Annotated in this window: 16 protein-coding genes and 2 tRNA genes; 13 read left to right on the top strand and 5 right to left on the bottom strand. The window is 57.6% G+C overall.

Annotation, left to right across the window (positions count from 1 at the left end; genetic code table 11):
• Nucleotides 1-84 precede the first annotated feature (84 nt).
• Nucleotides 85-1,296, top strand: coding sequence for an ABC transporter substrate-binding protein (locus tag H9646_RS12315; RefSeq protein WP_191723651.1), 1,212 nt, complete (start codon nucleotides 85-87; stop codon nucleotides 1,294-1,296).
• A 337-nt stretch (nucleotides 1,297-1,633) separates the two neighbouring features.
• On the opposite strand, the gene H9646_RS12310 is transcribed toward H9646_RS12315, so the two are convergent.
• Nucleotides 1,634-3,280: an acyl-CoA synthetase gene (locus H9646_RS12310; RefSeq protein WP_191723650.1), complete on the bottom strand. Its 1,647-nt coding sequence runs from the start codon at nucleotides 3,278-3,280 to the stop codon at nucleotides 1,634-1,636.
• Nucleotides 3,281-3,607: 327 nt separating this feature from the next.
• On the opposite strand from H9646_RS12310, the gene H9646_RS12305 reads away from it, so the two are divergent.
• The gene (locus H9646_RS12305) at nucleotides 3,608-4,624 is read left to right on the top strand and encodes a cytochrome-c peroxidase (protein WP_191723649.1); all 1,017 of its coding nucleotides are present in this window, start codon (nucleotides 3,608-3,610) and stop codon (nucleotides 4,622-4,624) included.
• A 111-nt stretch (nucleotides 4,625-4,735) separates the two neighbouring features.
• On the top strand, nucleotides 4,736-5,218 hold the full coding sequence (locus H9646_RS12300; protein ID WP_191723648.1) for a Fur family transcriptional regulator: 483 nt from the start codon (nucleotides 4,736-4,738) through the stop codon (nucleotides 5,216-5,218).
• A gap of 318 nt (nucleotides 5,219-5,536) precedes the next feature.
• Here the strand turns inward: H9646_RS12300 and ppc are convergent, their stop codons facing one another.
• Nucleotides 5,537-8,389 (bottom strand): phosphoenolpyruvate carboxylase, encoded by a 2,853-nt coding sequence (ppc, locus tag H9646_RS12295; RefSeq protein ID WP_191723647.1) that lies wholly within the window; start codon nucleotides 8,387-8,389, stop codon nucleotides 5,537-5,539.
• 91 nt (nucleotides 8,390-8,480) lie between these two features.
• Here ppc and hemC point away from each other — a divergent pair, with 91 nt between their 5' ends.
• From hemC to galU, 6 genes are all read left to right on the top strand, one after another.
• Nucleotides 8,481-9,416 (top strand): hydroxymethylbilane synthase, encoded by a 936-nt coding sequence (hemC, locus tag H9646_RS12290; RefSeq protein WP_191723646.1) that lies wholly within the window; start codon nucleotides 8,481-8,483, stop codon nucleotides 9,414-9,416.
• 10 nt (nucleotides 9,417-9,426) lie between these two features.
• Entirely contained in the window at nucleotides 9,427-10,224 is a 798-nt protein-coding gene (locus tag H9646_RS12285) for a uroporphyrinogen-III synthase (RefSeq protein WP_191723645.1), read from the top strand.
• Nucleotides 10,208-11,308 carry a uroporphyrinogen-III C-methyltransferase gene (locus H9646_RS12280; protein WP_191723644.1) on the top strand — a complete coding sequence of 367 codons (1,101 nt, stop codon included), beginning with the start codon at nucleotides 10,208-10,210 and terminating at the stop codon, nucleotides 11,306-11,308. Before H9646_RS12285 ends, H9646_RS12280 begins: the two co-directional genes overlap by 17 nt.
• Nucleotides 11,309-11,331: 23 nt before the next feature.
• Complete coding sequence (locus tag H9646_RS12275) at nucleotides 11,332-12,618, top strand: heme biosynthesis protein HemY (RefSeq protein ID WP_191723643.1); 1,287 nt, start codon at nucleotides 11,332-11,334, stop codon at nucleotides 12,616-12,618.
• A 175-nt stretch (nucleotides 12,619-12,793) separates the two neighbouring features.
• On the top strand, nucleotides 12,794-15,691 hold the full coding sequence (locus H9646_RS12270) for a valine--tRNA ligase (protein WP_191723642.1): 2,898 nt from the start codon (nucleotides 12,794-12,796) through the stop codon (nucleotides 15,689-15,691).
• A 74-nt stretch (nucleotides 15,692-15,765) separates the two neighbouring features.
• Nucleotides 15,766-16,653, top strand: coding sequence for a UTP--glucose-1-phosphate uridylyltransferase GalU (galU, locus tag H9646_RS12265; RefSeq protein ID WP_191723641.1), 888 nt, complete (start codon nucleotides 15,766-15,768; stop codon nucleotides 16,651-16,653).
• 73 nt (nucleotides 16,654-16,726) lie between these two features.
• Here the strand turns inward: galU and H9646_RS12260 are convergent, their stop codons facing one another.
• The 3 genes from H9646_RS12260 to cysM form a co-directional block, all read right to left on the bottom strand.
• Entirely contained in the window at nucleotides 16,727-16,954 is a 228-nt protein-coding gene (locus H9646_RS12260) for a sulfurtransferase TusA family protein (protein ID WP_191723640.1), read from the bottom strand.
• A gap of 91 nt (nucleotides 16,955-17,045) precedes the next feature.
• Complete coding sequence (locus H9646_RS12255; protein WP_191723639.1) at nucleotides 17,046-17,657, bottom strand: NUDIX domain-containing protein; 612 nt, start codon at nucleotides 17,655-17,657, stop codon at nucleotides 17,046-17,048.
• 77 nt (nucleotides 17,658-17,734) lie between these two features.
• Nucleotides 17,735-18,643 carry a cysteine synthase CysM gene (gene cysM, locus H9646_RS12250; protein WP_191723638.1) on the bottom strand — a complete coding sequence of 303 codons (909 nt, stop codon included), beginning with the start codon at nucleotides 18,641-18,643 and terminating at the stop codon, nucleotides 17,735-17,737.
• 39 nt (nucleotides 18,644-18,682) lie between these two features.
• On the opposite strand from cysM, the gene H9646_RS12245 reads away from it, so the two are divergent.
• From H9646_RS12245 to H9646_RS12230, 4 genes are all read left to right on the top strand, one after another.
• Nucleotides 18,683-18,767 (top strand) — tRNA-Leu (locus tag H9646_RS12245).
• Nucleotides 18,768-18,814: 47 nt separating this feature from the next.
• Nucleotides 18,815-18,891: transfer RNA gene (locus H9646_RS12240), tRNA-Met, on the top strand.
• A gap of 238 nt (nucleotides 18,892-19,129) precedes the next feature.
• A complete protein-coding gene (locus tag H9646_RS12235) occupies nucleotides 19,130-20,431 on the top strand; it encodes a Y-family DNA polymerase (protein WP_191723637.1) in 1,302 nt (433 codons plus the stop codon).
• Between the two features lie 5 nt (nucleotides 20,432-20,436).
• Entirely contained in the window at nucleotides 20,437-20,901 is a 465-nt protein-coding gene (locus H9646_RS12230; protein WP_191723636.1) for a LexA family protein, read from the top strand.
• The last annotated feature ends 35 nt before the right edge of the window (nucleotides 20,902-20,936 follow it).

Here is a 20,936-nt window from a genome sequence, read left to right as displayed (position 1 = left end):
CAATCCCTCAATGGGATGCTCCTACTAGGCAGCAAGCCTGCTACAGCGCACGCTGGGGGCTTCATTACTTGCGAGGAGATTGGCATGCGTCGTTGGACATTTACGCCGGTGGCTCTGGCACTTTGCACACTGGGGCTGGCCAGCGGCGGCGCCCACGCCCAGTTCAAAGAGCCCGACAAGGTCAAGATCGGCTTCATCACCGACATGTCCAGCCTGTATGCCGATGTGGAAGGCAAATACGGCGCTACCGCCATTCAAATGGCCATTGATGACTTTGGGGGCAAGGTGCTGGGCAAGCCCATTGAGCTGATGAGCGCCGACCACCAAAACAAGGCCGATATTGCCGCAGGCAAGGCCCGCGAATGGATTGACCAGCAAGACATCAGCCTGGTGTTTGGCGGCACCAACTCGGCCACCGCGCTGGCCATGGCCAAAGTGGCCACTGAGAAAAAACGCGTGTTTGTTGACAACGGCGCGGGCACCTCGGTTTTGACCAATGAGCAGTGCAGCCCCTACGTGGTGCACTACGCCTTTGACACCGTGGCACTGGCCAAAGGCACAGGCAAAGCCGTGGTCGATAACGGCGGCAAGAGCTGGTTCTTTCTGACGGCCGATTACGCCTTCGGCCATGCGCTGGAGGCCGATACCACCAAGATCGTCGAGGCCAACGGCGGCAAGGTCATGGGCTCAGTGAAAACGCCGCTCAATGCTTCAGATTTTTCCAGCTTCATGCTGCAGGCACAAAACTCCAAAGCGCAGATTCTGGGTCTGGCCAATGCGGGGGGCGACACCGTCAACTCCATCAAGGCAGCCAAAGAATTCGGGGTCACCAAGGACATGAAACTGGCTGGCTTGCTGATCTTCTTTAGCGACATCCACAGCCTGGGCGTGCGCAACACCGAAGGCCTGCAGTTCACCACCAGCTGGTACTGGGATCTGAACGCCGAAACACGCAAGTTTGCCGACAAGTTCATGGCCAAAACCAAGCGTCGCCCCAGCGAAATTCAGGCCGCTGACTACTCGGCCGCCTGGAACTATCTGAAGGCCGTCGAGAAAGCAGGCACCCTGGAAGCTGACAAGGTAATGGCCGCCTGGAAGGGCATGGAGATCAACGACTTCTTTGGCAAGGGCCGCATCCGCCCCGATGGCCGCTACGCCCACGACATGTATCTGATGGAAGTGAAGTCGCCCGCTGAATCCAAAGGCACCTGGGATTACTACAAGCTCATCAAGACCCTGCCGGCCGACCAGGTCTGGACCACCAAGGAAGAGAGCAAGTGCCAGTACTGGAAGTAATGCCACTGCCGCGGCTGCACTGATAAGCACCGTCCCGATAAAAAGCGCAGATTGAATCTGCGCTTTTTATCTTTAACATTTATTTAATAGCTGCCAACGCTTTGTTTACAAGCACTTCAGATATAAAACACCTTGAAATCCTTGATGTGTAAGCGCCAACAGCTATCTTTTAAAAGCAAAGCCTCACCGAATCGCAAGTACATGGCATCACTGCGTTCCGGCCGGTGCACTAAAGAGCCGCCAGGCAGCAACCCGCACAGTCACAAGCGCCCCAACGGGGGAAAAACAGCACCAGCAGACCGGGAAAAATGCCCCATCCAAGCTGGTGCGCGGCGCTTTACATCGCCACAGCTTGTACCGAACCCACTTGCTTGCGCAGCTCAAACTTCTGGATTTTTCCGGTGCTGGTCTTGGGCAACTCACCAAACACGACCGTACGCGGCACTTTGAAGCCAGCCAGATGCAGCTTGCAGTGCGCGATGATGTCTTGCTCCGAGACCTGCGCCCCGGCTTTGATTTCAAGGAATGCGCACGGTGTCTCACCCCATTTTTCATCGGGCTTGGCCACCACCGCAGCCGCCAGCACTGCCGGGTGGCGGTACAGCACATCTTCCACTTCAATGGAGGAGATGTTCTCCCCCCCCGAGATGATGATGTCCTTGCTGCGATCCTTGATCTGGATGTACCCATCGGGGTACTGCACAGCCAGGTCACCGCTGTGAAACCAGCCACCGCGGAATGCATCGTCAGTGGCCTGCGGATTCTTGAGGTAACCCTTCATGGCGATATTGCCGCGAAACATGATCTCTCCCATGGTTTCACCATCCCATGGCACGGGCAGCAGCGTCTCCGGGTCCATCACGCGCACTTCGCGCTGCAGGTGATAACGCACCCCCTGGCGTGCATTCAGGCGTGCTCGCTCGCCAATATCCAGCGCATTCCATGCTTCATGCTGGGCACACACGGTGGCCGGGCCGTAGGTTTCAGTCAGGCCATATACATGGGTCAAGTCAAAACCTAAAGCCTCCATGCCTTCAATCATGGAAGCCGGCGGTGCAGCACCAGCCACCATTGCCTTGACGCCCGCAGGCAGGCCTTGCTTGAGCTCTTCAGATGCATTAACCAGCAGCGACTGCACGATGGGTGCTCCGCAGTAGTGGGTAACGCCGTGCATGCGAATGGCATCAAAGATGGCCTTGGCATCCACGCGGCGCAAGCACACATTGACGCCTGCGCGCGCAGCCACCGTCCACGGAAAGCACCAGCCGTTGCAGTGGAACATGGGCAGCGTCCACAAATACACGCTGTGCTTGGGCATATCCCACTCCAGCACATTGCTGATGGCATTGGTGGCAGCCCCCCGGTGGTGGTAGACCACACCTTTGGGGTTGCCCGTGGTGCCGCTGGTGTAGTTCAGGGCAATCGCATCCCATTCGTCTTCTGGCAGCTCCCAGGCAAAGCTGGCATCGCCCTGCGCCACAAAATCTTCATAGCTCACCGTCCCCACTTGCGCAGCAGCCTCTCCGTAGACCTCATCGTCAACTTGAATCACCAGCAGGGGCTCGCTACGCGTGCGCAGCTTCAGTGCCTTGGCAATCACGGGGGCAAACTCCGGGTCAACGATGAGCGCCTTGGCTTCACCATGGTCCAGCATGAACGCCAGAGCCTCAGGATCTAAACGCGTATTGAGTGTGTTGAGTACGGCCCCCGACATGGGAACACCAAAGTGCGCCTCCACCATGGGCGGTGTATTGGGCAAGATCACCGCTACCGTATCGTTTTTACCAATCCCCGCTCGCTGCAAACTACTGGCCAGCTGGCGGCAACGGGCATAAGTCATGCCCCAGTCCTGTCGCAAAGAGCCATGCACGATCGCCAGTTTTTCCGGATATACCGAGGCTGTGCGTTCTAAAAAACTCAGCGGACTCAATGCCGCGAAATTGGCAGCATTGCGATCCAGATGTTGATCAAATTTACTGTGCATCTCCCTGCGCTCCATCTTGTTGTGGGGTGTGTTTTTCAAGTTTCAAAACACCCCACACTGTCATGTAATGCGGCCTCTTCGCAACATCAGCAAAAACCCGCTTGTGCAGACTACGCAACGCCTGATCTTTTGATGCCGCGCAATATCACTAATTTCAGTATCGGGTGAAATCAAATCGTTATCTGGACTGGGTCTAAAGCGTGTAACTCAAGGTGACGCACTCTGTAGACACCGAAAAGCCTCACGACTAGACGGAGCAGATAACCATGGCGCGCGGGTTACAGGCTCGTCATGCATTCGAAAACGACAAGTACTCTGGAGCCACACATGAAAATCAAACTGCGTCCCCTCGTTGCAGCCGCCATGATCGTCGCTGGTTTTGCTGCTGCCCCTAGCTGGGCCATGCAACCGAACAACGAACCCATCACTCCTTTGGTTGCAGCAACTGTTACCAACCCCGCCATGGTCGAGCTGGGTATGAAGCTGTGGTTTGATCCACGCCTGTCCAAGTCGGGCTTCATTTCCTGCAATTCCTGCCACAACCTGTCCATGGGTGGCAGCGACAACCTGAAGACCTCCATTGGCCACAACTGGCAAGAAGGCCCCATCAACTCGCCCACAGTGCTCAACTCCAGCCTGAACGTGGCGCAGTTCTGGGATGGCCGTGCCGGAAGCTTGAAAGAGCAAGCAGGTGGCCCCATCGCCAACCCTGGCGAAATGGCGTTCACCCACGAACTGGCTGTAGATCTGCTGAACTCCATCCCTGGCTATCAGGCTGATTTCAAGAAAGTATTCAAGAAAGACAAGATCGACATCGACCAGGTGACCGATGCGATTGCCGCTTTTGAAGAAACACTGGTGACGCCCAATTCGCGCTTTGACAAGTGGCTCAAAGGTGACCAAAAGGCCCTGACCAAGTCTGAACTGGAAGGCTACGCCCTGTTCCGTGACAGCGGCTGCGTGGCTTGCCACAACGGTGCGGCTGTGGGTGGTAACTCCTTCCAGCGCATGGGTGTTGTCGAGCCCTACAAGACCAACAACCCCGCAGAAGGCCGTGTTGCAGTGACTGGCACCGACGCTGACCGTTTCAACTTCAAGGTTCCAACTCTGCGCAACGTAGAGCTGACCTACCCCTACTTCCACGACGGCGCTGCAGACACACTGGGCCAGGCCGTGGATACCATGGGTCGCGTACAGCTGGGCAAGAGCTTCACCAAAGAAGAAAATGCCAAGATTGTCGCTTTCCTGAAGACACTGACTGGCGATCAACCCAAGATCATGATGCCGATATTGCCACCTTCCAGCGACAAGACTCCCCGCCCTGAGCCTTTCGCCAAGAAGTAATCACCAAGACCCGTATGGGTCTTGCATCCAGCCTCGCCAAGGGCTTCGATCCGTAAAAGCTGCAATGGCGGCTTTTACGGATATTGCTTTGCAGATCAGACCTGAAGACACATGACGGTTTCTCACCACCCTGCCCCCCTCCCGACAACTGACAGCGACTTGGAAACGCGCTTGCGCGATGCCGGCATTCAACCAACGCGCCAGCGCATGGCAATTGCTCAAGTTCTCTTGCACAGCCCCGTGCACATGGCGGCCGATGACATTTTGCTGTCTGCACGCCACTTTTTGCCCAGTCTTTCACGCGCCACGGTCTACAACACGCTGCCTTTGTTCGTAGAGAAAGGGTTGCTGCGAGCGCTGCGTCTGGATCCGGAGCGCACCGTCTATGACTCTCGCACAGACACGCACTCCCACATCTATCACGAAGACACGGGCATGCTGGAAGACCTTCCGGCTGAAATGCTTCAATGGCCTAGTCTTCCCGCCATTTCCGAAAATCTGGAACTGGTCGGACTGGATTTGATTGTGCGTGTTCGCCAGCGCCCAACACAATGCACAGCCCAGAAACAGCAGCCAAATAACCAGAGAGGCTGATTGCCAGGCTTGGTTATTTCAAACAAGCAACGTGAACAACACTATTTTCAAACATTAAAAAATTATATAAAAACAATAAAAATCAAATACTTACACCCAGAAAAACTCCAGACACACCGCCTTTTACCACCAAAAAAAAAGATGTTTTATATAAGACATCTTTTATAAAAATTAACCCTTTCACACGCAGCGGGCCGATTCATTCCTACAATCCACCCAACGCACTAGCGAACCCAATAAATGAGGAATGCTCTGAGACTCATCAGAGCGGAGGAGACCAGGCCTGCATCTTTGATGCAGGCCTTTTTTATTGCAGCCTCAGCCTGTATTGCGCAGCCCGGCGGCAATACCGTTGATAGAGATGTGAATTCCGTTCTTCAAACGCTCATCCGTTTGCCCCGTGCGCCAACGGCGTACCAGCTCCACCTGCAAATGATGCAGCGGATCAATATAGGGAAAGCGGTGGCGGATCGAACGTGCCAGCGCGGGGTTGCTGGCCAGTCGATCACTCTCTTCGGTAATCTGCGCCAGAGCCTCGGTGGTCCGCAGCCATTCAGCCTCAATGCTGGAGAAAATGCGCTTGCGCAAACGTGCATCTGTCACCAACTCGCTGTAGCGTGAAGCCAGCGCCAGATCACTCTTGGCCAGCACCATGTCCATGTTGGAGAGCAAGGTTTTAAAAAAAGGCCACTGGCGATACATTTTTTGCAGCAGCGCAAGCTGACGCCGAGGATCTGCGCCCTGCGCCTGCAAGAAAGCCTGCACCGCAGACCCAAAGCCATACCAGCCCGGCAGCGTCAGGCGGCATTGCCCCCAGCTAAAGCCCCAAGGGATTGCACGCAAATCCTCAATGGCCTGCGTTGCCTTGCGCGATGCAGGGCGTGAGCCAATGTTCAGCTCCGCAATTTCACGGATCGGTGTCGCGCTGAAGAAGTAATCGGCAAAGCCTGCGGTCTCGTAGACCAGCTTGCGGTAGGCCCCCATGCTGGACTGGGACAGCAGCTCAGCTGTTTGCAAGAAAGCCTTGGTGGCAGATTTGGTGGGCTGCAGCAGCGTTGCTTCCAACGTCGCGGCGACCAGGGTTTCCAGGTTTCTTCGTCCAATGTCCGGGTTGGAGTATTTGGAGGCAATGACTTCGCCTTGTTCTGTGAGACGAATTTGCCCGCGCACAGTCCCTGGTGGCTGCGCCAAAATAGCCTGATAGCTGGGTCCTCCGCCACGCCCTACGGTACCGCCGCGCCCATGAAACATGCGAAGGCGCAAACCAAACTGCTTTTGCAGTTCATCAAACAGCTCAACCAGTGCCAGCTCTGCCTGATACAGCTCCCAGTTACTCGTAAAGATGCCACCGTCTTTATTGCTGTCGCTGTACCCCAGCATGATGTCCTGCACAGCACCCGAACGCTGCAGCAGCCCTGCTACGCCAGGCACTGCAAAGTAGGCACGCATGATGGCAGATGCCGCCCGCAAATCACCAATCGTCTCAAACAAAGGCACCACAATCAGATCCAGCGAGGCATCTGCTTGTTCTAAAGTGCCTTGCATCAGGCCCACTTCTTTTTGCAGCAGCAGCACTTCCAGCAGGTCGCTGACGGACTCTGTATGGCTGATGATGTAGTGAATGATGGCTTCGCGCCCATAGCGCTGGCGCATGGTCTTTGCCATTTCAAAAATGGCAAGCTCGCTGCAGGCCAAGTCTGAATAACTTGCACCCATGACACGCAGTGGGCGCGCCTCTTGCAGCAAGCGCTGCAACAAGGCGCATTTTGCCGCTTCATCCAATTGGGTGTAGTGGTTTTCTACCTGCGCCACGGCCAGCAGTTCAGCCATGACCGCTTCATGCTTGTCAGAGCTTTGCCGCAGATCTACCGTTGACAAACAAAAACCAAAAACTTGCACCGCACGCATCAAAGGATGCAGCCGCTGTACAGCCAGACTCTCACCATGGTGTGCTTGCAAAGAGTCGTGAATGATTTGCAAATCCTCCAGGAACTCCTGCGCTTTCAGATAAGGGTTGTGCGGCGCCACAGCATGACGGGCAGCCTGGCCACCCGTCAAATGCGTTAACGATGCGGCCAGACGCGCATAAATACCTGTTAATGCCCTGCGATATGGCTCATCTTGCCGATGGGGATTGTTATCAGGCGAAGCACTCGCCAGTGCCTGCATGGCGGCAGAGACCTCAACCAGCCGCGCTGAAACCGACAGCTCCCCCCCGAGGTAGTGCACCTCCGTCAGATAGTGACGCAGCACTACATCGCTTTGACGGCGCAATGCCAGCTCCAGGGTGGGAGCCGTCACGTTGGGATTGCCATCACGGTCCCCTCCGATCCATTGCCCCATGCGCAAGAAGCTATGAACCGTCTGACCTTCCAGCGCATCCTCAAGTGCCGCATAAATTTTTGGAATTTCGCGCAGGAACGTAGCCTCGTAATAGCTCAGGGCATTTTCAATTTCGTCGGCCACCGTCAATTTGGAGTAGCGCAGCAGACGCGTCATCCACAGCTGCGCCACGCGTGCCCTCAGCATGGCCTCATTGGTCGCCAGCTCGCGTGGGGTCAACGCATCTTTGGCGCTGTTAAACAGTTGCGCGCGCGCCAAGATGTCATCGCGATCGACCAGCAAGCGGGCAATGTCATGCTCTGCTTGCAAAATACTTTGCCGCTGCACTTCCGTCGGGTGCGCCGTCAATACGGGGGAGACATAAGCCTGCGCCAAGGTATGCGCAATTTCATCCGGTGTAATGCCGGCCCAGCGCAGTCGGGACAGCGCCACCTCAATGCTGCCCTCCTGCGTATTACCTGCTCGCTCATGGACTGCACGGCGGCGGATGTGGTGCCTGTCTTCCGCCAGATTTGCCAAGTGAGAAAAGTAGGTGAACGCACGGATCACACTCACCGTTTGATCCGTGCTCAGGCCTTTGAGCAGCTTCTTGAGCGTCTTGTCCGCCTCATGGTCCTGATCTCGACGAAATGCCACCGACAGCTGTCGTACCTGCTCGATCAGCTCATAGACCGCGACACCTTCTTGCTCGCGAATGATGTCCCCCAAAATACGGCCCAGCAGACGAATATCGTCAATCAGCGGCTGATCTTTGTCGTTTTTACGCGCTGCTTTGCTTGGTAAAGCACGGGCACGTTGATCTCGGTCTTTCTTTATCGCAGCAGTCATTTCTGTGAATACTCCAGCCGGTTTCTATGGCAACACAGCATGCTAGCATCGCCCGTTGATTGAAAGGCCACGAGCCAGCGTATTGAAAGTCATGACCGTAGCAACATCCCCCCTCTCCATCGTCATCGCCACCCGTGAAAGCCGACTCGCCATGTGGCAAGCCGAGCATGTCAAGGCCTTGTTGCAAGCACGTGGGCACACCGTTGAGCTGCTTGGAATGACGACCAAAGGCGACCAAATTCTGGATCGCACGCTCTCGAAAGTCGGTGGCAAGGGCTTGTTCGTCAAAGAGCTGGAAGTTGCGCTGGAAGAAGGCCGTGCTCATATCGCCGTGCATTCACTCAAAGACGTACCCATGGATATGCCGCAAGGTTTTGCCCTAGCTTGCGTCATGGAGCGTGAAGACCCGCACGATGCGTTCGTGTCACCCAAATACCACAGTCTGGATGCTTTGCCCCAGGGGGCAGTGGTTGGCACCTCCAGCTTGCGTCGCCAAGTGCTGCTGCAAGCCTTGCGCCCAGACCTGAAGATAGAGCCTTTGCGTGGCAACCTGGATACACGCCTGCGCAAGCTGGACGAAGGCCAGTACGACGCCATTGTTCTGGCTGCCGCTGGCCTCAAACGCCTGGGCATGCAAGACCGCATTCGCGCCATTTTCAGCCCCACCACCATGCTGCCTGCTGCAGGCCAGGGGGCTTTGGGCATCGAAATTCGAGCCGACCGCCAGGACCTGGCACAGGCCCTGGCCCCACTGGTGCACATGCCAACCTGGCTGCGCGTTGCTGCTGAACGCGCGGTAAGCCGCAGCATGGGTGGCAGTTGCTCCGTGCCCTTGGCTGCACACGCAGTGCTGGATGGTGATCTGATGCGCATCGATGCGGCTTGGGGCGACCCGCAAGGCGTTCAATCCCTGATCTGCGCGCAGCAGACAGCCACGGTCACTACGCGGGCACAAGCCGAAGCCTTAGGCGCACAAGTGGCCGCACATTTGCAAGCTGCAGGCGCAAAGATCTGCACCCAGTCCTGAATCTGCAGGCATGCCACACCTTGTTGTAACCCGCCCACAGCCTGATGCAGCGCTGTGGGTGCAGCAGTTGCAGGCGCAAGGTATTGAGGCCACTGCACTTGCGATGATGGAAATAGGCCCCAGCCGCAGCCCGCATGCGCTCGCTACCGTGCACGCGGCTTTGCAACAACTGAGCAGCTACGACGCCATCATGTTCGTCAGCGGCAATGCGGCACGTTACTTTTTTGCGCAGCTGCGCGCACAAGCACTGCGCCCGGCTGCACACACACGCTATTGGGCCCCTGGCCCCGGCACTGCCAAGGTCTTGTTTTCCGAAGGAATTTCACCTCTCAGCTTGACCCAGCCTTCACCAGACGCTCCACAATTTGATTCGGAATCGCTGTGGACACATGTTCAGCACCAAATCTGCAGCGGTCAAAAAGTACTCATCGTCCGTGGCGGTGATGGGCATGATGCCGCTGGCCAAGGCCGCCAGTGGCTGACCGAGCAATTACGGCAACGCGGTGTACGGGTCGATTTCGCTGCTGTGTACGAGCGCATGGCACCACAAGCGACACCTGCGCTCCTGCAAACCATTGAAACGCTGCGCACCCTGCAAGCAGTGTGGTTGTTCAGCAGCTCTGAGTGCGTGCAACATTTGCGTCTTTCCAACACCGACTGGTCCTGGCAAGCACACACAGCCTTGGCTACACACCCACGCATCGCCCAGCAAGCACACCAGGCCGGCTTTGGCCGCATCATTGAAACCATGCCAACCGTGCAAAGCATCGTGGCCTCGATAAAATCATTGCATGACCACCACCCCTGACGGCGCTCCTATCCCCTCCCAAGCTGTTCCTTTTGAATCGCTGCATGCACCACGCCCAGCAGCGCCTGGCTGGACATGGCTGTCTCTGGTGATTGGCGCAACAGGCCTTGGCTGCAGTCTTTTGCTGTGGCAAAAAGTTGACGGCATGCAAGAACAACTGGCCCGCCAGTCCGCAGACGCTACCGCCCAGGCCACTGAAGCCCGCGCTCTGGCACGTGAGTCGCAAGATCTGGTGCGCGATGCCAACGCCAAACTTTCGGTCATGGACGTGCGCGTCAACGAAGTCAGCTTGCAGCGGGGACAGCTGGACGCTCTGGTTCAGAACCTGACCCGCTCGCGGGATGAAACCCTGGTGGTGGATATCGAATCAGCCATTCGCATGGCCCAGCAGCAAACACAACTGACAGGCAGTACCGAGCCTCTGGTGGCAATTTTGCAAAGCAGCATCAAGCGGATTGAACGGGCGGCACAGCCCCGTTTGGTACCTGTTCAGCAAGCCATGGAGCGCGACCTGGAACGACTGTCGCAATCGGCAGTGACCGACACGGCCAGCCTGCTGGCGCGGCTCGATGCGGTCGTCAGCATGGTCGACGACATGCACGTACGCACTGGTGCCCCCGTCCCCAGCGAGCAGCGCCAGCCACGGCGTCAGGCCCCTGAGCCAGGCAGCACAGACACTGACGCTGCAGCCACATCTCCTACGCAATGGATATGGTGGAGTGACTGGGGACAAAAAATTTGGCAGGCCACACGCGAAGAAACCCGTGATTTACTGCGCGTGAGCCGGATTGAGCATGCTGACGTCATGCTCATGGCACCGGAGCAAGCGTTCTTCGTGCGAGAGAACCTCAAGCTCAAGCTGCTCAACGCACGCCTGGCCGTGCTGGCACGTCAATATGAGGCAGCCCGCACCGACATCAGCACTGCGCAGACCACGCTGAGTAAATTCTTTGACCCCGGCTCTCGCCGCACGCACCAGGCGCAAGCTGTACTGGCACAACTGCAGACCCACATGCAGGCGACCACGCAACCAGTTTTGGATGAGACCCTGGCCACACTGTCTACCGCCGCCGCCGGCCTTTAAGTGCACAAAGGAACTACCGCATGATGCGCGCTGCACTTTGGTTTGTAGGTTTGTTTGCCTTGGCTGTGGCACTGGCTTTGTTTGCCGGTAACAACCAGGGCGTTGTCACCTTGTTCTGGCTTCCATATCGGGTCGATTTGTCGCTCAACATGGTGCTGCTGTTGCTGCTCGCTGTGTTTGCCACCGGCTACGCCGCCCTGCGGGCTTTTTCAGTACTGGTCATGTTGCCGCACCAGGCCAAGCGCTGGCGCCAGCAACAAAAAGAGCGCCAGATGTACCAGGCCCTGGTGGAAAGTCTGTCCCACCTGCAGGCTGGTCGCTATGTCCGTGCCCGCAAGTCTGCACTTGTCCTGCTCAAACTCAGCGATGAACTGCGCGCCGAGCATGCTGACGTGCCGCAAGATGCCACTTTGCGTGCCATTGCTCACATGCTGGCCGCTGACAGCGCCCATGCCTTGCGCGATGTAGAGGCCCGTAACGAGCACTACGAAGAAGCCATGAACGATGTGCCCGCCAATGGCACCTTGCAGCAGCAAGAGGTGCGCGAAGGTGCGCAAATGCGCGCTGCGCGATGGTCGCTGGATGACCGGGATCCCCAAGAAGCGCTGCAGCGCTTGGCACAGCTGCCCCCGGGAGCCAGCCGCCGCACCATGGCCTTGCGCATTCAGCTCAAAGCCAGCCGTTTGGCCCATGCTACGCAATCGGCCCTGGATACGGCACGTCTTCTGGCCAAACACGGCGGTCTGTCGCAAGAAGTGGCCGACAGCATCACCCGGGGCCTGATCCTGGAGCAGTTGCAGCACACGCACGATGCAGATCAGCTGCAGCGCGCCTGGAATGGCTTGCAGCCTGCAGACCAGCGCGCCCCTGATGTGGCTTTGGCGGCAGCCCGCAAACTGATGGAGCTGCAAGGCAGCCCATCCCAGGCTCGCACTTGGTTGCTCCCCGTCTGGGAGCAGTTTCTGCAAGCACCCCAGTCCCTGTCCGGCGCGCAAGTCCAGCGTTTATTCGTCAATTTGCAGCAGGCGCTGGACGAACTGGATGCCGACTGGCTGGCACGCATTGAATCTGCACAGCGTGCAGCACCTCAAGAGCCACGTCTGCTGTATCTGGCAGGCATGGCCTGTGTACAGCGACAGCTGTGGGGCAAAGGCGAACAGCTGCTGCAAAGTGCTGTGGGCCGCTTGAGCGATGCCCCGCTGCGTGCCAGCGCCTGGAAGGCCCTGGCTATCATGGCTGAGCAGCGTGAAGACACCGCTGCCGCTGCCAGGGCTTGGCGCGAAGCGGCTTTGCACGCACTTTCTAGATAAAGCATAGCTGTCAGCACATACTGGCTAAGCGCTGGCAGCCAATTTGACTTCAAACAATGCCCCGCTCGCCCTATCTCTGGGCTGGGTCGGTAAAATCAAACCCAATCCGTCCTTTCAGCTAACAGCCTACAGACGGCATCCCCTGCAGGATGCCGTTTTCATTTGCGAATCCGCCATGAGTGAATCCATTGCCCAGCCAGGTCTGAACAGCCTGTCCAAATCCTTCGAACCCGCCGCACTGGAAGCCCATTGGGGCTCCGAATGGGAAAAGCGCGGCTATGGCAATGCGGGCTACCGCGGCACGGGCCAGCCCAGTGCACAAGCCACTGCCGCAGGTCAGAACTTCTCTATCCAGCTGCCCCCCCCCAATGTAACGGGCACGCTGCACATGGGTCATGCTTTCAACCAGACCATCATGGACTCGTTGACGCGCTACTACCGCATGAAGGGCCACAACACGGCCTGGATTCCCGGCACCGACCACGCTGGCATTGCCACGCAAATCGTGGTGGAGCGTCAACTGCAAGCCCAAGGCGTCAGCCGCTACGACCTAGGCCGCGATGAGTTTGTAAAGAAAGTGTGGGAGTGGAAAGAAAAGTCCGGCGACACCATCACCACACAAATGCGCCGCATGGGCGATACCGTGGACTGGAGCCGCGAGTACTTCACCATGGACGAAAAGTTGTCCAACGTGGTCACCGAGACCTTTGTCACGCTGTACAAGCAAGGTCTGATTTACCGCGGCAAGCGCCTGGTGAACTGGGATCCGGTGCTGCAATCTGCAGTGTCTGATCTGGAAGTTGAAAACCAGGAAAAAGACGGCTCGCTGTGGCACATCGCCTACCCATTGAGCAACGGTGAAGGTCAGTTGGTCGTGGCCACCACCCGCCCCGAAACCATGCTGGGCGACGTGGCCGTGATGGTGCACCCGGAAGATGAACGCTACAAGCACCTGATCGGCCAGACCGTAACCCTGCCACTGGTGGGTCGCCAGATTCCCATCATTGCTGATGAATACGTGGACCGCGAGTTCGGCACCGGCGTAGTGAAGGTCACACCGGCCCACGACCAGAACGACTACCAGGTCGGCCAGCGTCACCAGTTGCCTATGATCTGCGTGCTGACGCTGACCGCCAAGATCAACGACGAAGCGCCTGAAAAATACCGCGGCATGGACCGCTTTGTCGCCCGCAAGGCCATCGTGGCTGATCTGCAAGAAGCTGGCTTGATGATCGAAATCAAGAAGCACAAGTTGATGGTTCCCATCTGCGACCGCACCGGCCAGGTGATCGAACCCATGCTGACCGACCAGTGGTTCATTGCCATGAGCAAGGTAGCCAATGAAGGCACGGGTGACGCCACAGGCAAATCCATCGCACAAAAGGCCATCGATGCAGTGGCCTCGGGCGATGTGAAGTTTGTGCCCGAAAACTGGGTCAACACCTACAACCAGTGGATGAACAACATCCAGGACTGGTGCATCTCGCGCCAGCTGTGGTGGGGCCATCAGATTCCAGCTTGGTACGACGAAGAAGGCAACATCTACGTCGCAAAGAACGAAGCCGAAGCCCAGGCACAAGCCCCCGGCAAAACATTGCGCCGCGATGCCGATGTGCTGGACACGTGGTATTCGTCCGCCATGGTGCCGTTTTCCACCATGGGCTGGCCCAACCAGACCGACGCTGCTGACGACGACTTCAACCTGTACCTGCCGTCCTCCGTGCTGGTCACTGGCTATGACATCATCTTCTTCTGGGTCGCCCGGATGATCATGATGACTAAGCACTTCACCGGGCGCGTGCCATTCAAGCATGTGTACATCCACGGTCTGGTGCGCGATGCGCAGGGCAAGAAGATGTCCAAGTCCGAAGGCAATGTGCTGGACCCGGTCGATCTGATTGACGGCATCTCGCTGGAGCCCCTGCTGGACAAGCGCACCACCGGTCTGCGCAAGCCCGAAACCGCTCCCCAGGTGCGCAAGAACACGCAAAAAGAATTCCCCGAAGGCATCCCTGCCTACGGTGCTGACGCACTGCGCTTTACCTTTGCTGCGCTGGCATCGCTGGGCCGCTCCATCAACTTTGACAGCAAGCGCTGCGAAGGCTACCGCAACTTCTGCAACAAGCTGTGGAACGCCAGCCGCTTTGTACTGATGAACTGCGAAGGCTTTGATTGCGGCTTGAAAGAGCACTCGGGGGCAGACTGCGCCGGTGGCTACCTGCAGTTCAGCCAGCCTGACCGCTGGATCGTCTCGCAGCTGCAAAAGGTCGAGGCTGAAGTGGCCAAAGGCTTTAGCGAGTACCGCCTGGACAACGTCGCCAACACGATCTATGACTTTGTCTGGAACGAGTTCTGTGACTGGTATCTGGAAATTGCCAAAGTACAGATCCAGACCGGCAACGAAGCCCAGCAACGCGCCACACGTCGCACGCTGATCCGCGTTCTGGAAACCATTTTGCGCATGGCCCATCCCATCATCCCGTTCGTGACGGAAGAGCTGTGGCAAAAGGTGGCTCCAGTGGCTGGCAAGCAAGGCGACTCCATCGCTGTCGCGGCCTACCCTGAAGCCCAGCCAGAGAAGATTGACGAAGCATCCATCGCCTACGTGGGCCGCATCAAGGCCATGGTCGATGCCTGCCGCACGCTGCGTGGCGAGATGGGTGTCTCGCCTGCGTTGCGCCTGCCACTGCTGGTCATGGGCGACACCGCAGAGGCGACGCAGTTCCTGCGTGCCAACGCAGATGTGCTGAAGAACCTGGCCAAGCTCAGCGAAGTCAAAGTCTTTGACACCGAAGCCGCGTGGCAAGCCGAAGCCCAGTCGGCGCCCGTGAACGTGGTGGCAGATGCCCGCCTGGCACTGTTCGTTGAAGTGGACGTAGAAGCCGAAAAGGCCCGCTTGACCAAAGAAGCCAAGCGCCTGGAAGGTGAAATCACCAAGGCCAATGGCAAGCTGAACAACGAAGCTTTCTGCGCCAAGGCGCCTGCAGCTGTGCTGGAGCAAGAGAAAAAACGCGTGGCTGACTTTGGCACCACACTGACCCGCATTCAGGAGCAACTGGCCCGCCTGGGCTGATATGCTTTGAGTTGAGCGACAAAAAGGCGCAGGCAACTGCGCCTTTTTTCCATCCCGAACAAGAAGGATTGACCATGTCCAATCAAACCCGAGTGCGCAAAGCCGTATTCCCCGTGGCCGGCCTTGGCACCCGCTTTTTACCGGCCACCAAAGCATCCCCCAAGGAGATGCTGCCTGTGGTGGACAAGCCGCTGATCCAGTACGCCGTAGAAGAAGCCTACGAAGCGGGTATCCGCGACATGATTTTTGTGACGGGCCGCAGCAAGCGCGCCATCGAGGACCATTTCGACACGGCTTACGAGCTGGAAAACGAACTGGAGCGCGCTGGCAAGCACGCCATGCTGGACCTGGTGCGCAGCATTGCACCGGCGGACATGAACTGCCTGTTCGTGCGCCAGCCCCGCTCTTTGGGTCTGGGCCACGCCGTGTTGTGCGCCGAGCCGCTGGTGGGCAACGAACCGTTTGCAGTCATCCTGGCCGACGACTTGATGACTGGTGAGGCCGGTGGCCCCGGCGTGATGGCGCAGATGACCACGGCGTTTCAAAAGCAGGGCCGCTCACTGCTGGCCGTGCAAGAAGTGCCTTTGTCGCACACCAAGCGCTACGGCATCGTCAAGGGCGAGGCAGCCGGTGGCCCGCTGATGCGCATCGACGAGATCGTGGAAAAACCCGCGCCAGAAAAAGCACCTTCGCGTATGGGTGTCGCAGGCCGCTATGTGCTGACGCCGCGTATCTTTGAGGAAATTCGCAACCAGCCCCAAGGGGTGGGTGGTGAGATTCAGCTGACCGATGCGATTGAACGCCTGATGAAGCACGAAACCGTGTACGCCTTTCAGTACCAAGGCAAGCGCTACGACTGCGGCAGCAAAGAAGGCTTCTTGGAAGCCACGGTAGAGCTGGCCCTGCAACACCCTGACGTGGGGGAGCACTTTCGCGACTATCTCAAAAATCTGAGCATCTAACGCCCATGCTGTAAGCGTTTCAAATATAAAAGGCCTGCAATTGCAGGCCTTTCTTACGCTAGCAGCTATTGTTTTAACGGCGACGCAGGATATGGATGTACTCGGCCCCCACCGTACTTTGCTCCACCAGCTCATTACCCGTTTGCTTGGCAAACGCTTGAAAGTCGCGCAGTGAGCCGGTATCGGTGGCCACCACTTTGAGCAACTGCCCGCTGACCATGTCTGCCAATGCCTTCTTGGCCTTCAAGATAGGCAGGGGGCAGTTCAAACCGCGCGTGTCAATTTCTCGGTAGATATTCATGGCAATGCTTCCTATAACTGACGCACATTGTAGGCACCCGCTGCAGCTGCCGCAGTAGCTTTGCACGCAAAGCCCAGATCACATCTGGCATTCAAAACAGTGGTGGCAGAACAAACCGGGCATCTTCTGCCCACGGCCTGGGCGGCCACTTGACCGGGTCTGGCTCTGGCGACTGCCCTGGCCTGAAGGCGCCAAACTGTGGCTCCACGCCCTTGCTGCGCACCCAGTGTGCCAGGGCATAACCGGTGCCCGAAGGCCAGCAGCGGGCCTCTTGTGGCGTCTTCCACTGGTACTCCAGCAGCTCAGGCGAAAGTTTCACATCCCCATCCACACGCACGTGGTAGGCCACCAGTACCTGATTCATGCGCAGAAATTCCCACGACCCCAAGATACGCAGTGCTTTCACGCGCAAACTGGTTTCTTCCATCACCTCGCGGCAAATACCTTGCTCCGGGGATTCACCGGCTTCCATAAAACCGGTAATCAGACCGAACACCCCCTCCTGCCACATCGCATTGCGCGCCAGCAATGCCTCGCCCCGGTCGTTTTCCACCACGGCCGCCAGCACCGGCGTAGGGTTGCCCCAGTGCGTCCAGTGACAGGCCACGCAGCGCAGGCGATCTTTCATCCCGCTGTCTTCTTGCGAGGCAATCCACTGCAACGGTGTGGCGCAATTGGGGCAAAAACGCATCTCATGGCTCATAGAGCAAGCTTTCTCACAAAGAAAAGGGCAAAAAAAAGGCCGCAACCGGTGCGACCTTTCAGGCATGAAACGCCCGCTCAGGCAGGAAACACGCCCGTAGACAAATAGCGATCACCACGGTCACACACAATGAACACGATAGTGGCATTGTGCTCGCGCTTGGCAATCTCCTGCGCGACCCAGCAAGCACCCGCGGCCGAGATGCCCGCAAAAATACCCTCCTCACGCGCCATGCGACGGCACATGTCTTCGGCATCGTCCTGGCTGACATACACCAGCTCATCGACCAGACTGGCGTCGTAAATCTTGGGCAAGTACTCCTCAGGCCACTTGCGAATACCCGGAATGCGCGAACCTTCAGAAGGCTGCGCACCAATGATCTGAATATTGGGGTTCTTTTCCTTCAGGTACTTGGCCACACCCGTGATCGTGCCCGTTGTTCCCATGGCGCTCACAAAGTGCGTGATCTCACCGCCCGTTTGCTCCCAGATTTCAGGGCCTGTGGTTTCATAGTGCGCACGCGGATTGTCTTCGTTGGCAAACTGGTCCAGCACTACGCCCTTGCCCTGCGCCACCATTTGCTCTGCCAGGTCACGCGCATATTCCATACCGCCGCTCTTGGGGGTCAAAATAAGTTCTGCGCCATAGGCCTTCATGGTCTGCGCGCGCTCAATAGACAGGTCCTCCGGCATGATCAGCACCATGCGGTAGCCCTTGATGGCCGCAGCCATGGCCAGTGCAATGCCGGTATTGCCAGACGTCGCTTCAATCAGGGTATCGCCAGGCTTGATTTCACCGCGCTCTTGTGCGCGCTGAATCATCGACAACGCGGGACGATCCTTCACCGAGCCAGCTGGGTTGTTGCCTTCCAGCTTACCCAGCAACACATTGCCGCGCTCTGTATTCGCTAGCGCATCAATACGCTGCAGCGCGACCAAGGGAGTTGAACCAATTGCCGCTTCAATTGAAGAATATTCTTTTTTCATTCCATAAATGTGCCATAATTCCGTTCATGCACTGATGACGCCCGGGTGGTGGAATTGGTAGACGCAGCGGACTCAAAATCCGCCGCCGCAAGGCGTGCCGGTTCGATTCCGGCCTCGGGCACCATACCTTAATGGTGTTTAGCGTTGTCATCAAGGCATATCCAGAATTATCGCGAGGTGGAGCAGTCTGGTAGCTCGTTGGGCTCATAACCCAAAGGTCGTTGGTTCAAATCCAGCCCTCGCAACCAATCAAGCTTAGGCTTCAAACAAAAAAGGTCAACTCACGTTGGCCTTTTTTGTTTTTGTCTTTCGCAAAAAAATTTCTATCCACTCTCTCAAAGTGGATATCTGAAGGCTGAAAAAACCCGTCTTCAGCCCATATCTGCCCCATCACAAGCGCCTGCAACCGGGGTCAGACCACCTTCCAAGCGCAGCCATTTGTATGGCTTCATGGCGAAGTTAACTGTATGGATATACAGTTAACCCATGTTCGCACTGATTGATGGCAATAACTTCTACGTTTCTTGCGAGCGCGCTTTCAACCCGCGCTTGGCGCAGCGCGGCGTGGTTGTGCTGTCCAACAACGATGGCTGCGTCATCTCTCGCAGCAATGAGGCCAAGGTCCACGTCAAGATGGGCCAGCCTTATTACCAGCTGCAAGAACAGCTGGCTGCACACAGCATCACAGCCCTGTCGGCCAATTTTTCCTTGTATGGCGATATGAGCGCACGCATGATGCGTCTGGCCTCTGCGCTCGGGCCCAGTCAAGAAATTTACTCCATTGACGAATGCTTCATTGGCGGACTAGAAGGCATCGCCCAGCTCACCACACGGGCACGCGCCATTCGCCAGCGGATAGAGCGGTGCCTGAGCATTCCCTGCTGCATAGGCATTGCGCCAACCAAAACCCTGGCTAAACTTTGCAACCACATCGCCAAAGAGGCAGAACGCCGGCAAGGTGGCTATTCACCAGCCTGGGCCCAGGTGTGCAACTGGCAGGAAATATCACCCTCCCAGCAAATCGCCCTGCTGCAACACACTCCCGTGGCCGCCATCTGGGGAATTGGCCGGCGCATGGGCCCGCAGCTGGCAAAGGCAGGGTGCACCACCGCATACGATTTGGCACAACTCCCCTCAGCGCTGGCACGCAGCATGGGTGGCGTGGTACTGGAGCGCACCGCGCGCGAGCTGCAAGGCATCAGTTGCTTGACACTGGATAACGCGCCTGCAGCCAAACAGCAAATAGCATGCACGCGCAGTTTTGGGCAGGCCGTACATACGCTGCCCCCTTTACTGGAAGCCGTCAGTGAATTTGCATCTCGTGCGGCAGAAAAAGCCCGTGTTGCGGATGTCCTTGCAGCGCAGGTACATGTGTTTGCCTACACCTCACCCTTTCGCCAAGGTTTGCCTTGGCACGGAGCCATGACGGTGCCGCTGCGCCAGCCAAGCAACGATGCACGCAGCCTGGTGCAGGCAGCGACCCACGCAGCGCGCAGTTTTTTTCAAGCCGGGCACCCACTGAGCAAAGCAGGTGTCATCTTGCTGGGCTTGCAGCCCTCCCATCAGCCAAGAACCAGCGATTTGTTTGCCGACGCTGACATCCCAAGCACATCCACGCATTTGATGCAGGCCGTAGATGCCATCAATGCGCGCTACGGCAAGCAAACCATTCACCTGGCCAGTTGCGGCCTGCCCGGCCAGGACAGCACTGGCTGGCGCATGAAGCAAGCCATGCGCAGCCCGCTGTACACCATGCGCTATGAAGATTTACCAGTTGCACAGGCTTGACTGCCATGAATCACACACGCCCTGACCACGCCAGCCACCCCGTGCCCTGCGCACTGGCACCAGCGCCGCTGCCCTTGATTGGTGCGCAGGTACGCTGCGGCTTTCCCAGCCCTGCAGAAGATTTTCCCCTGCAGGTTTTTGATGTGATGGCGCACATCACACAGCACCCTGCCGCCACCTTCACCATGCGCGTCAGTGGCGACAGCATGCAAGATGCGGGCATCCTGGACGGCTGCATGATCGTGGTCGACCGGGCCATTGCACCGCAGCACGGGCATATTGTGGTGGCCGTGGTGGATGGCGAATTCACGGTCAAGCGGCTGTTCCTGCGCCATGGCCGCAGCGAATTGCACGCTGCCAACGCCGCCTTCTCGCCCATCGTTTTGCAAGGCCTTCAAGAACTTCAGGTCTGGGGCGTGGTAACAGCCTCCATCGTGGAGCACCTGCAGCACGTGCGGCGCACGAAGTAAGTACAAACCCTAGATTTTCCACGAAACCACTGAAC

It is taken from the genome of Comamonas avium, assembly GCF_014836675.1.
Lineage (GTDB): Bacteria > Pseudomonadota > Gammaproteobacteria > Burkholderiales > Burkholderiaceae_C > Comamonas > Comamonas avium.
Note: the sequence above shows the minus strand (reverse complement) of the source record. Positions and strands in the feature narration are given on the sequence as shown.

Excerpts from the sequence above, each read along its gene's own strand:
- cysM (WP_191723638.1), bottom strand. The coding sequence starts at position 18,643 with ATGAAAAAAGAATATTCTTCAATTGAAGCGGCAATTGGTTCAACTCCC.
- H9646_RS12300 (WP_191723648.1), top strand. The coding sequence starts at position 4,736 with ATGACGGTTTCTCACCACCCTGCCCCCCTCCCGACAACTGACAGCGAC.
- H9646_RS12310 (WP_191723650.1), bottom strand. The coding sequence starts at position 3,280 with ATGCACAGTAAATTTGATCAACATCTGGATCGCAATGCTGCCAATTTC.
- H9646_RS12305 (WP_191723649.1), top strand. The coding sequence starts at position 3,608 with ATGAAAATCAAACTGCGTCCCCTCGTTGCAGCCGCCATGATCGTCGCT.
- H9646_RS12280 (WP_191723644.1), top strand. The coding sequence starts at position 10,208 with ATGACCACCACCCCTGACGGCGCTCCTATCCCCTCCCAAGCTGTTCCT.
- H9646_RS12255 (WP_191723639.1), bottom strand. The coding sequence starts at position 17,657 with ATGAGCCATGAGATGCGTTTTTGCCCCAATTGCGCCACACCGTTGCAG.
- H9646_RS12230 (WP_191723636.1), top strand. The coding sequence starts at position 20,437 with ATGAATCACACACGCCCTGACCACGCCAGCCACCCCGTGCCCTGCGCA.
- galU (WP_191723641.1), top strand. The coding sequence starts at position 15,766 with ATGTCCAATCAAACCCGAGTGCGCAAAGCCGTATTCCCCGTGGCCGGC.
- H9646_RS12315 (WP_191723651.1), top strand. The coding sequence starts at position 85 with ATGCGTCGTTGGACATTTACGCCGGTGGCTCTGGCACTTTGCACACTG.
- H9646_RS12270 (WP_191723642.1), top strand. The coding sequence starts at position 12,794 with ATGAGTGAATCCATTGCCCAGCCAGGTCTGAACAGCCTGTCCAAATCC.
- H9646_RS12260 (WP_191723640.1), bottom strand. The coding sequence starts at position 16,954 with ATGAATATCTACCGAGAAATTGACACGCGCGGTTTGAACTGCCCCCTG.
- H9646_RS12235 (WP_191723637.1), top strand. The coding sequence starts at position 19,130 with ATGTTCGCACTGATTGATGGCAATAACTTCTACGTTTCTTGCGAGCGC.
- H9646_RS12285 (WP_191723645.1), top strand. The coding sequence starts at position 9,427 with ATGCCACACCTTGTTGTAACCCGCCCACAGCCTGATGCAGCGCTGTGG.
- hemC (WP_191723646.1), top strand. The coding sequence starts at position 8,481 with ATGACCGTAGCAACATCCCCCCTCTCCATCGTCATCGCCACCCGTGAA.
- H9646_RS12275 (WP_191723643.1), top strand. The coding sequence starts at position 11,332 with ATGCGCGCTGCACTTTGGTTTGTAGGTTTGTTTGCCTTGGCTGTGGCA.
- ppc (WP_191723647.1), bottom strand. The coding sequence starts at position 8,389 with ATGACTGCTGCGATAAAGAAAGACCGAGATCAACGTGCCCGTGCTTTA.